This is a genomic window from Clostridium sulfidigenes (assembly GCF_000732635.1).
GTDB classification, from domain to species: Bacteria; Bacillota; Clostridia; order Clostridiales; family Clostridiaceae; genus Clostridium_J; species Clostridium_J sulfidigenes.
Map to the genome: position 1 here is coordinate 78,248 of NZ_JPMD01000013.1, position 12,539 is coordinate 90,786.

A 12,539-nucleotide genomic window follows, 5' to 3' on the forward strand; every position below is an offset into this window, starting at 1 on the left:
CTTAGCAAATATTATCATAAAATATCAAAATTTACAATGTTTGAAGATTTCTATTAGCTATATTTAGCTTAATATTAAAAGTAAAATCAAAAAGCACCCATCCATAAAGAATAGTGCTTTAGTCTCATAAATTCATATCATACATTTTGCCCAATAAACTTAAATCAAATTAGGTCTTTTTTACTTTAAAAAAATATTCTAATGCCTCAAGACTAATTACTGGTCTTAAGAGTTGCATTTTTTTCACTTCTTCATATTCAACACCTGCAATACCATTTTGAAGTAATGATGTTCCATATCCCATCTCTTTTGCTCCATTATAAGAGAATAATACGCAATACTCTGCTGCAAATCCGCTTATAACAACAAATTCAACTCCAAGTTCTTGAAGCTTATCATGAAGCTCTGTCTTGAAAAATGCATTATTATACTCTTTATGTATAACAATATCATTTGCACTAGGAATAATAGAATCAACAAATTCAAACTTCTCAGAACCAGGCCCCTCTCCCACTTCTATATCCAATACTTTAACAACAGGCAATCCTTTTTCCCTAAACATACGTGCTGCCTCATTTATATACTCTACTGCATCATCAAACTCTCTTTGACATTTACAAAAGTCATAACATCCCTTTTGCATATCAATTATTAGAAACGCTGCTTTCATTCTTATACACCCCTTTAAATTTTTATATCTTACCCACGAAAATATATTTCCAATTTATATTAATAATTAACAAATATATACTATTTAATTATAATACAGTTAACATTAATAATCCAACTTTTAAAAAATAAAACCATCTAATTTAAATACTCAATTACTTTAATGTTCTTACCAATGAACTTCTACTCTTTGAAAGAAGTTCATTCTTAATTAGAAAATTCCATACTGGCTCAAATTTTTTCCATGCTCCTGCATAAGTGAAATGTTTTAATCTCATTCTAAGTTCTTCATGTTCCTTTGATGCCTTATATATATTTCTCCATCTGTAAAAATCTTTATAAGCTCTATTATATCCACTTTCCATTTCTTCTTTTGTAATATTAGGGTGATTAAATACTAAATGCCTAGTATCGTATAATCTCCAATCCTTAGTAATAATTCTCTTATCTTCATCCATTTTATTAAATATCCCCGTACCAGGATAAGGAGTAAGAATATGATTAGTTGCTGTGGTTATACCGCTATTAACAGCCCATTCTGTAGTTCTATCAAAGACATCTAAAGTATCACTGTCCAGTCCAAAAATAAAACTTCCATTTATCATTATTCCTAATTCATCTAATTTCTTTATTGCTTTACTATAATCTTTTCCTATGTTAGACCCTTTATTAGCTTGAATTAGGTTCTGTTTATTAATACTTTCAAACCCAATAAAAGCACTCCTAAATCCAGCCTCATACGCAAGATCTATTGTGTCATCTTGAAGAATAGAATCCACAGTTATTGCACCTTGGAAAACTCTATTCATTCCCCTCATTTCTTTGAAAACTTGCCTTGATAACTTTTTATCTGCAAATATATTATCATCAAGAAAGTATAAATGTCTCCCTTTCATACTTTCAATTTCTTTTAATATCCTGTCCACTTTATATACAAAAAAAGATTTTCCGCCTTTATAAAATGAACTAACATAACAAAAGGAACATTTATTAGGACACCCTCTTGAAAAGACCATGGAATTTGGAACTAAATACTTCTCTTGTTTAAATAAATCCCTTCTTGGCAAAGGTAGATTATCTAATAAAACTTCCCCCTGCTCATAAAACTCCTTTATATTTCCCTCTTTAAAATCCTTTAAAAACTCTGGAAAACTTCTTTCACCAAGACCAAGTAATACAGTATCTGCATGATTCTTAGCCTCTATAGGTAATGAAGTTGCATGTATTCCACCAATGGCAACCTTTATTCCTCTTTTTCTATAAAAATCTGCAATTTCATAAGCTCTATTAGCATTAGTTATATAACTTTCAATACAAACTAAATCTGGTTCATCATTTAAATTTATTTCTTCTATATGTTCATCAACTACTTCTATTTCATCTGAGTCATCACACAATGATGCTAAAGTAGCCAAGCCTAAAGGAGGAAATAGTGAATATTTTATAGGCCTCCAATATGGACTTTTTGCCTCTTCTAATGCTGGTAAAATAAACTTTATTTTCACAATAAATTGTCTCCTTTTCAAAAGCTATGATAGTAACAAATATCTATTACTACTTTCTTTTTACAGAGTAACAAACCAGTAGTAATTTACCAATATTTCACTCTTTATTTATATATAATATCATTGCTTTTATTGTTTTTCAATATATCTTTATTCTTTTAAACAATATCTCTTTATCTTAAAAATAAGGGTTGCATCTCGATTTACAACTTAGGGTTGCATTTCGATTTACAATTAAAAATATCTATTTAGTTCCATGATAACATCATAAACAGAGTTCTTTACTCCCACTTTGAAAAAGATGAAAGTATTAGATCTGGTAAAAATACTGCTAGTAACCTAACATTTTGGATAAAAAAAAAGAGCCGCAATTTGCGACTCCCTTTAATTTAAACTTTACTCTATGGATTTTAGTGCATCAATCATATTTATATTTTTTAATTTTATATGCATCATTATCATAACTAATATGGCAAAAAACATTGTAATTACTCCAGAGATTACATAACTGCTCATGTCTACAGTTGGTATCATCATCATATTGTCCATTTCTGCTGTACTCACTAAAAATACATATAATATTTTACCCATAACTGACCCTGCAAGTATACCTAATATTGTTAGTATTATGTTTTCTCTAAATATATACATGGCAACTTCATTATCATAAAAGCCTAATACCTTTATTGTAGATATCTCTCTTATACGTTCAGACACATTTATATTAATTAAATTATATAATACAACAAATGCCAAACTTCCTGAAGCAACTATTATTACTATCATAACTAAGCCTAAATCAGCAGATTCACTTAAGCTTCTTAGCTTTGAAGCAAGGGTAACATTTACTACTTTATCATTGTCCATAAGGGTAGTAGATATTTTATTATCATCTTCTCTATTAGAATTTAACTTTAATAATTGTGCATTATATTTTGGAGCACTTTTAAATATCTCTTTATAATAGGATGGTGATAGATATATATAATGTCCAGCATAATTTTCTACTATGTTGTCTACTTTAACCTGATGAGAATTATTATCCGAATCTGTTAAAGTTACATAATCCCCAGCAGATACCCCTAAAACATTTGCCAGCTTTTCATTTATAATTACTCCACTATCTGATAGTTTGTACTCAGTTCCAGTTTCTCTATGGTTTAATAATATATATTTACTTAACTCATCTATATTTTCTGGTACATACATAATAGCACTTTGCTTACTTACACCTTCTTTTATGAAGGTTACTGAATCTTGATGAATATTTAAGCTACTTTCATATCCTTTTAAGTTATTTAAACTACTTTCATATTCCTCATTTTCTTTTTTACTATTATTATCATCAAATACTACCATAGCATCATACTTTAATAATTTCCCAAATTGAATATCCATAACTGAAGAATTGGATTTTTCAAGAGATATACCTGCAACAAGCATAGCCATACATCCTGATATACCAAGTATTGTCATTAACATCCTTTGCTTATATCTAAAAAGATTTCTAAAGGTAACCTTTTGATTAAAGTTCAGTCTTTTCCATAAAGGAGTAATTCTTTCTAATAATATCTTTTTACCAACCTTTGGAGCTTTTATTCTCATTAAATTAGAAGGATTTTCTCTTAATTCCTCTTTTAATACAATTAATGATGCTCCCACAGTACAAAGTATTGAAGCTACTAAAGACTGAATTATATAGGATGGATAATAGTATATTTTTACCTTTGGTAATGCAAAGGCAGATGAATAAGCTTTACTAATTATATATGGAAGGATGCTGCTTCCAACTACAATACCAAGGACACTACCAACAATACTAGCTAATGCTGCATAAACTATGAATTTCCTAGCTATTTCTAAATCCTTATAGCCTAATGCCTTTAAAGTTCCTATTTCCACTCTATTTTCTTCCACCATCCTAGTCATTGTAGTTAAGCATATAAGTGCTGCAACTAGGAAGAAAAACACAGGAAATACTGAAGCTATCTTATCTAAGCTATCAATTGATCCTTTGTAAGTTGCGTAACCAGGATTATCATTTCTATCAAAGAAATAATACTTACTATTATTTAAATCACTTAATTTTTCCTTTTCTTCATCTATCTCTTTTCGCCCATCTGCAAGTTTTGCTTTGTTCTCCTTGATATCCTTCTCTCCATGAAGAAGTTTTTTCTCTGAAGCTTCAAGTTCCTTCTTAGCCTTATCAAGTTCTAACTGTCCTTGCTTTTTACCTTCCTCAAGGTCTTTTTTACCTTTGATAAGTTCCTCTTTCCCTATGAGTAGTTGCTTTTCAGCTGTTTCAAGTTGTATCTTGCCTTCATTAAAACTTTTAACTTTCTCCTCATAGGCAATTATACCTTGTTGATACTGAGTTATTCCAGCTACTAAAGTTTCTACCTTAGACTTATTCTCACTTGCACTTTTACTAGCACCTTCTACTCCTTGTGCCATACTAATCACTAAAGAAATATTAGTTGGGTCTTTTTCTAAACTACTTACTAAACTACCTAATTCATTTAAACCTAAATTAGGATTAGATAAAGCACCTTTCCAATACTGAATTTTCTCCGTTGAAACTTTTTCACCTTCTTTAGTATTCTTTGCTGTTTCTCTCATATCACTAGAAAGTGCATTGTATGTCCCTATTAAAACTTCTAAATTATCTATTTGGTTTTCATACTCTATCGTGCTTTTAGTTGGATCAATGCCTTGTTTTAAAAATCCTTCCTTAGCATTATCAAGTTGAATTTTTCCTGCCTCTAGCTGTTTCTCACCCTGTAAAAATTGCTCTTTTTGTTTATCAAGTTCCTTTTGACCTTTATCTAACTCTCTTTCACCTTCGATTAATTTCAGTTCACCATCTTTGATTTCTTGCTGATACTTTTCTGCAAACTCTTCATATTGATTTTTACCATTAATAAGCTTTGCTCTACCTTCATCTAATTCTTTTTCAGCATCTTCAAGTTTTTTTTCACCATCTTCTATTTTTTTATAAGCCTTACTAAGCTCCTTTTCTGCCTCTAATTTTACTTCTTCAATTCTTTCTACCACTCTATTTGAGTATAAGTTTTTAAGATACTTATTATTTTCCTCCATCTTATCTTTATACTCATCACTATATGCACCAAGATTAGCTACATTTTTAAATCGTACATATACTTCCGTATACACATCCATGGATATATCTAAGCTATTTAATATTGCAAAATAGTCTACACTTCCTTTTCCAACGGTAGTTGTTCCCCTAGATATATTTTCTATATACATAGGACTTTGTACAAATCCAACAATTTTAAAAGTTTTCTTCTTAAAGTATTCATCCAGCTCTTCATCAGATTCTATGGTATAGGTATCACCTATCTTTAAATTTTTATCTTCCTTTAAAGCATTTTCATCTAAAGCTATCTCACCACTATTTTCAGGCAATCTCCCTCTTGTAACAATAAATTTATTTATATTACTAGAGTCCTTCTTATTATATTCCATAAATTTAACCACATTATTTATATTAGTTAAATTTACGTCTATAGTAGATGTTCCAAAGTAATCTAAAATTTCATCCTTATTCTCAAGTAGCTTTAGATCATTTTCATTAAGACCTATACTAGACACTATCTTGCTATCCATTAGGTTTTGCTCTCTAAAAAATTCATTTATGGACTCTTTTAAATCTGGTCCACTGGATTTAATTCCAGAGTAAAAAGCAACTCCTAAAAAAATTATAGCAAGTATTGATATAAACCTTGCTTTAGAAGATAATATTTCCCTTGTTATTGATTTTTTATATGCTCCATTTTTCATCTTCTACCCTCTACCACTCTATGTCTTCAACTGAAACAGGATTTTTATTCACTTCAACACTTGTAACCTTTGCATCCCTAATTTTTATAACTCTATCTGCAATAGGCCCAAGGGCTGAATTATGGGTTATAACAATTACTGTTGTCCCTGTGTTTTTACATGTATCCTGTAATGTCTTTAAAATCTGTTTTCCTGTTTTATAGTCAAGAGCTCCAGTTGGCTCATCACATAAAAGCAACTTAGGATTTTTAGCTATAGCTCTAGCTATGGAAACCCTTTGCTGTTCTCCTCCTGATAATTGGGATGGAAAATTGTTTTTTCTATGATCAAGTCCCACTAACTCAAGAGTTTTATCTACATCTAAAGCATTCTTTGAAATTTGTGTAGCCAATTCCACATTTTCTTTTGCAGTTAAATTTTGAACTAAATTATAAAACTGGAATACAAACCCCACATCATGTCTTCTGTACTTAGTGAGCTGTCTCTTGTTAAACTTAGATATATCAATGTTATCAATAATTATTTCACCTTCATCACAAGTATCCATTCCTCCAAGTATGTTGAGCACAGTTGTTTTACCTGCACCACTTGGTCCTAGAATAATAGTAAACTCTCCCTTTTCTATAGAAAAATTAATACCATTATTTGCTGCAATGGTAGTTTCTCCAACCTTGTATCTTTTATATTCATCTTTTATCTCTATGTATGACATGTTGCCCTCCCTAATCATTACTACCTTTAAATACTCAATGTTATTAAATAGACACCTTGTTTAGTTAATGCTATAATTCAAGTATAAATAATATATGGATTAGTTACAATAATCACATATTTTCATAGTGTTATTAAATATACATTTTAACGAATTTTGTTTATTTAATAACATATAATTAATAATTGCTTTAATAAATATTAAAAAAGGATGAGTTAAATGGCAGGCGTTAAAGGAAATAGAAGAATTTTATATACTAAAAAAATAATAAAAGAAAGTTTAATTGACTTACTTAAATATAAGAAAATTCATGAGGTTACCGTTACTGATATCTGCAAAAAATCAGATATTAATAGGGGAACTTTTTACACCCATTATAAAGATACCTATGACTTACTTAAATCATTAGAGGATGAACTATTTAATCAAATCTTAGAATATATCGAAGAAACCCCAGTTGAAGAATACAAAGATGTTTTATTACTTAAAGCTCTTGAATTAATTCAAGAAAACAAAGAATTATGCCAGATTTTATTCAGTAAACAAATGGAAAATAACATTATGGACCGTATTATTTACGTAGCAAGCAAATCTAAAATTGATAAGCTAGTTAGAGATTCAAAAGTAGATGATAAATTTTTAGATTACTTTATAAAATACTCTGTAGGAGGGGTTGTTTCAGTTGTTCAAACATGGCTAGACAATGATTTAAAGGAATCTCCTAAAGAAATAGTTAACATTATAAATAGTATTATCTCTTTTCGACCTTAATATTATAACTAAATAAATAAGCTAAAAAGCTAGATACAACTTAGTATCTAGCTTTTTAGCTTATTTATTATCTGCTTATTTATCTTTATCTAATTGCTCTTTTACTAGTTTCATAATTTCACTATACTTACTATTTATAAGCCCATAGTTATCTTTAACATGTGGAACCATACATCCACTACAGTCCTTTATTCCATCTTCAGTAATTTTGAAATTACCACCACATTTATCAGCTAATGCGTAAAGTGGGCAATAACAAAATAGGCAGTTAAACTCCTCAGGTTTATTAGTTTTGTGACAAGGGAAATATTCACATTCCTTATTTTGATGAAAAGCATAATGCTTACCTTCCCAATATTTATCTATCATTTTTTCTCCCCCTACCCTTTATCCTTAGTGTAAAGTTTTTTACACTATTTATCTTATACTTTTTATTATACAGTGTGTGATTATAACCGTCAATTTCTAGTATCTATAACCTTTAATATAGAATCAGCTGCTTTCTTTGAACCTCCAGCATTTTTGAAACCTTTTGCTAATTTATTTGCATTTTTTTTATAATCATCATTATCCATAACCTGTAATACCGCATCTTTTATGGATTTAGGATTATTACCTTTTAAAAAGATCCCAGCTTTCAAATCCGCAACCCGTTTTGCTACCATTCCTTGCTCTTCATGCTGTGGGTATAACACCATAGGAACTCCATAATACAAGCTTTCATTAACACTATTCATACCACAATGAGTAATAAATACATCTGTATTTTGAAGTACTATAATTTGCTCTACACTATTTCTAACCTTAAAATTATCTGGTATATAGCCTAAGTCTTCAATTACAGTATCTTTTCCAACTGACATAACCACATGAAAATCACAAGTTTCAAAGGCTTTTATACAATTTTTATAAAACTTTATATTTTTGTTATTAACCGTTCCCAAGGAAATATATATTTTTTTACGCTTTCTTTCCTCATATTCAACCTTAACATTAGATACTGAAGGTCCTATAAAGGAATATTTATCCGAAAAAGTCTCTACCATTGGTTGAAACTCCTTTGAAGTATATACAATGGTATTTGTATCATTATCATTTTGAATTATAGAAACAAAATTCTTAACATTATATCCATGGTTTCTCAAAAGCTCTATTTTCTTATTAATACGACTCATGCCTAAAATCATAAGTATAGCTTCCTTAAAACCTTTCTTCATCATCTTTGCAGTATACTTATTAAATGCAAAGGTTGTTGTAGAACATACATAGGTAATATTTAATTTTTCTGCAAATAGCTTACCCCAAAAACATAAAGAATCTGATACAATACAATCTGGATTAACCCCTTTAAGTTCATTACATACTTTTTCATCTAAAGCTATAGTAGTATCTGCTATCATCTCAATTAAAGCAGCAAAATCCTTACCAATTTTTTTCTCATCTCCAGGCTTTAATTCTGGAAGATACTCATTACAGCTAATAAATTTTGCACCTGCTCCTTCAATCTTTTCTTTAAACTCATCAAAAGAATAATACCATACTTCATGACCTCTATATGATAATTCACGCACTACCTCAATAGTAGGATTCGTATGTCCATGTGCAGGAATACAAAAAAATACTATCTTACTCATATTATAATCCTCCCCTTTTAACCCCTCTGCTTAAAAGCTATTACTCCTTAGTTACCACACCAATTTGACCTACAAAATTTATAAGGTCACGTTGATGTACAATGGCAATTCCCCTATCTTCATCTCCTAATATTAATAAATTATCACCAGACTTAATATTAAATAGCTCCCTAGCTTTTTTAGGAATAACAATCTGACCACGTTCTCCAACCACAACGGATCCAAAGAAATGTTTTCCCTTAGGTGGTACAACAACACCTGAATCATCTTCTGAATGATTAACTAAATCATCCATAGTAACGTTATACAATTTTGCAAGAGCAATACAACTATTTATATCTGGAGTTGACTCTCCATTTTCCCATTTAGCAACAGCTTGCCTAGAAACATTAATCTTCTCTGCCACCTCTTCTTGAGTGTATTGATTGATTTTCCTTAATCTTTTCAAATTTATATTAATCATATTTATCATACCTTTCATATTTATTATATTTTTCTCACCCTTCAATGTCTATCAACCAGCATTAACATTCATGTATATATTTATGTTGAAATTATAACTTCTTTACTCCTAAAAATAGTAGATATACATAAGAATTACTTGCTAAAAAAATTTTTATAAGAAAATCATTAATTTAAAAATAGCTACATAAGTTTAAACTTACATAGCTATAATTATTAATGATTTTATTTGTTTTCCAATAATACTTTTGGTTTACTTTTGATTCCCTTTATTCCAAGATTACCATAGATTTCACTAACTGTTCCTGCGGTAATAAATGCATCAATTTGTTCTTTTTTAATAAATTCCATAAGATAAAATGATAAATTTAACTTTTTTTTAAAATTTCAATTAATATTTTAAAGAATAAAATAATTAATTTTATTTTATAATTGGGAAATTTAATAAAACACCTCTAAAAAGGAGAGCAGATATATTTGTGAAAACACAAATTTACCTGCTCTCCCTTTTAACTATTAAAATTAAGTTGATACTTTATTATTTCTCAAAGTACTAAAAAGGTATTAATTAAATTAAAACTATTAAAATTCTCAGAAAACCTGAAAACATCACAAATCACTGTGATATTATTCACTTACTAGTCCATATGCAGTAATCTTACGTATGCGATAGGTTACAAGCATAGAAATTGCATAGGATACTATTACTATACCAACATCGAACAACATACTCCATAGAGGGGTTACAATAAAATTTACCTTCATTAAGCCCATAGCCTTCATGGGAACCGCCATTATTGCATTGGTTTGAGTCATTCCTAACAAACTTCCTAGGCACACTCCTGTAATAATCGGAGGCAAGAATCCCATGGAAAGCTGGTGCATAAGCTGCAGAGTTGTGAACCCAAGTGCTTTTTGTATGCCAAGGTCATGCTTCTTCCTAATCACTGAAGAATTAATAACAAAATATAAAACAAGCATAACTACTAATATTGTAACTACTAATATGCTAATACCAACCTTGGATACTATACCTGTGTAAAGACCTATCCCCTGTTGAACCTCTTTGTCCAAATCAACTACTTTAAGAAAATCATCACCATAAAGTTTATCAATTTCCATTTTAAATTCTGAAGCTTTAATATCCTTATCAATATATATTTGAAAACCCCGCTGCTTGAACTCTTGATTAAGACTTAAAATACCATCGCTCCTAATATAAGCAATATTAAATTTACCCATATAGGACCCTTGGCAATAACCCGTTATAATATACTCACTCTGTTTATCATTGACCTTCAAAATAATACTATCTCCTATGTTCTTTTTCACCCTTTCAGCCAAATATCCTGAAATTGCAACTTCATTGCTGTGAAGTGGGTATCTACCCTCATAAATAGTATTAGTTTCTTTCATAGAATAGTCATCCATTACATATGTAGCTACTTCGTAGCTATCTGATTTCATCATTACTATATCAAGAAACTGAGCCTTTCGTACTCCCTTCATATTTTTTATATTCTCAACCACAGATGTATTATCTACAATAGGATTACAAACTGCAATAACACTAGACAATTCGACACCTGGAATTTCTTTAAAGATTTTTGTGTCTATTACTGAGTTATAAAACATACTTAATGCAAAGGTACCTGCAAAGGAAACAACTAGGAATATCATACCTATCATTAGGCTCTGTTTCATGTTCTGTAACATCAGCTTTATAGATAAAACAAAAGGAAGACTTCCCCTTGATTTGTGAAGGGGCATATAGTTCTTTCGAAAGCTATGAGTTATTATTCCGCCCCTCAAGGCTACAATTGGATTCAGCCTGTTAATACGACTTGAAGATATGAAGGAAACCAATATCACCACCAACAATATAACAAACAAGGAAATACTGCTAATCATACCGTCAAACCCCTGCACCCACATAAGACCCGACTGATGTGCAAAAACCTTTGATATTGCAGGAGTTGCCAGGTAAGACAGTGTTATACCCATCATGCTTCCAACCAAGGCAATTAATGAAAACTGTATAGTGATTGATGATATTATTTGCCTACTGGTGTAACCAACTGCCTTTAATGAACCTATCTTAGTCATATCCTCCTCTATGCTATTCTCAATTCTAAACCTTACAACAATAAGACATACAACAACGATTATTGTAGCAAAGACCATCATCATTACGGAAACAATGTTTGCCATAATTGAACGAGATAATCTCACAACTCCCTTATCTAAACTGAAAAATATACTTACGTCATCAGTTAGTATATTAGGGTTTTTCTCCTTTATTATCTCCTTTATTCCATTTTCAACATCCATATTATTCTTTCTTAAATCAGCAAAAATAAGTGACGCTTTATATTTTACTCCTAGCTTTTCAACAACCCTATCATAGGTACCACTAGGTAAGTAAACCCCCATAACCACTGTATCTAGTGAACTAAAAAATATATCTTCTGTAAATCCTTTAATGGTAAAGGTGATGTCTACATCCTCAAAACTCACCTTAAGTTTATCATTCACTTTATATCCACCATCAATATTCATTACATAGGGTAGGTATATGGACATTGAGTCAGGAGATTCATGCTCTCCAACGAATTTCCATTTTGAAAAATCTCTCTTCTGGTCTACATCATTGATGAGAAAATTAAATTCACGGTTATCATTGTTGTAAGGAATGGTTCCTTTTGCCAATAAGGAACTTTCCTTTTGGCTCCTTTTAATATTATCATTGCTTTTGATGTATTCACTCACCCTTTGACTATATAAGCTTTCCGGCATTAAATAATATTCATCAGAAGAATTTAGCTCCTCAGTTACCTTTTCAAAGTAGCTTCCGAAATTTACAAACACCAGAAGTCCTAGATTAAGTAGCATAGCTGCAATGATAAACATGAAAAGAATGGATACTGTATGCCCCTTGGTTTTCTTTATATTTGCAAAACTCAGCATTAATATCTTTCTCAA

At 30.2% G+C, this 12,539-nt stretch carries 9 protein-coding genes; 1 reads left to right on the forward strand and 8 read right to left on the reverse strand.

Annotation, left to right across the window (positions count from 1 at the left end; genetic code table 11):
• Nucleotides 1-169: 169 nt before the first annotated feature.
• The 4 genes from IO99_RS05740 to IO99_RS05755 all read right to left on the reverse strand — a co-directional run bounded on the left by IO99_RS05740 (nucleotide 170) and on the right by IO99_RS05755 (nucleotide 6,690).
• Nucleotides 170-670 (reverse strand): cysteine hydrolase family protein, encoded by a 501-nt coding sequence (locus tag IO99_RS05740; RefSeq protein ID WP_035131278.1) that lies wholly within the window; start codon nucleotides 668-670, stop codon nucleotides 170-172.
• Between the two features lie 154 nt (nucleotides 671-824).
• A complete protein-coding gene (locus tag IO99_RS05745; protein WP_035131280.1) occupies nucleotides 825-2,174 on the reverse strand; it encodes a B12-binding domain-containing radical SAM protein in 1,350 nt (449 codons plus the stop codon).
• A gap of 396 nt (nucleotides 2,175-2,570) precedes the next feature.
• The gene (locus IO99_RS05750; RefSeq protein WP_035131282.1) at nucleotides 2,571-5,978 is read right to left on the reverse strand and encodes an ABC transporter permease; all 3,408 of its coding nucleotides are present in this window, start codon (nucleotides 5,976-5,978) and stop codon (nucleotides 2,571-2,573) included.
• Between the two features lie 10 nt (nucleotides 5,979-5,988).
• Complete coding sequence (locus tag IO99_RS05755) at nucleotides 5,989-6,690, reverse strand: ABC transporter ATP-binding protein (protein WP_035131284.1); 702 nt, start codon at nucleotides 6,688-6,690, stop codon at nucleotides 5,989-5,991.
• A 219-nt stretch (nucleotides 6,691-6,909) separates the two neighbouring features.
• On the opposite strand from IO99_RS05755, the gene IO99_RS05760 reads away from it, so the two are divergent.
• A complete protein-coding gene (locus IO99_RS05760; protein WP_035131286.1) occupies nucleotides 6,910-7,461 on the forward strand; it encodes a TetR/AcrR family transcriptional regulator in 552 nt (183 codons plus the stop codon).
• A gap of 75 nt (nucleotides 7,462-7,536) precedes the next feature.
• Here IO99_RS05760 and IO99_RS05765 read toward each other — a convergent pair whose 3' ends face one another.
• From IO99_RS05765 to IO99_RS05780, 4 genes are all read right to left on the reverse strand, one after another.
• Entirely contained in the window at nucleotides 7,537-7,830 is a 294-nt protein-coding gene (locus tag IO99_RS05765) for a cysteine-rich small domain-containing protein (protein WP_035131288.1), read from the reverse strand.
• A gap of 89 nt (nucleotides 7,831-7,919) precedes the next feature.
• Entirely contained in the window at nucleotides 7,920-9,095 is a 1,176-nt protein-coding gene (locus IO99_RS05770) for a macrolide family glycosyltransferase (protein ID WP_035131290.1), read from the reverse strand.
• A gap of 40 nt (nucleotides 9,096-9,135) precedes the next feature.
• The gene (locus IO99_RS05775; RefSeq protein WP_035131332.1) at nucleotides 9,136-9,558 is read right to left on the reverse strand and encodes a helix-turn-helix domain-containing protein; all 423 of its coding nucleotides are present in this window, start codon (nucleotides 9,556-9,558) and stop codon (nucleotides 9,136-9,138) included.
• Nucleotides 9,559-10,184: 626 nt separating this feature from the next.
• Nucleotides 10,185-12,539, reverse strand: a complete 2,355-nt coding sequence (locus IO99_RS05780) for an ABC transporter permease (protein ID WP_035131292.1) — start codon at nucleotides 12,537-12,539, stop codon at nucleotides 10,185-10,187.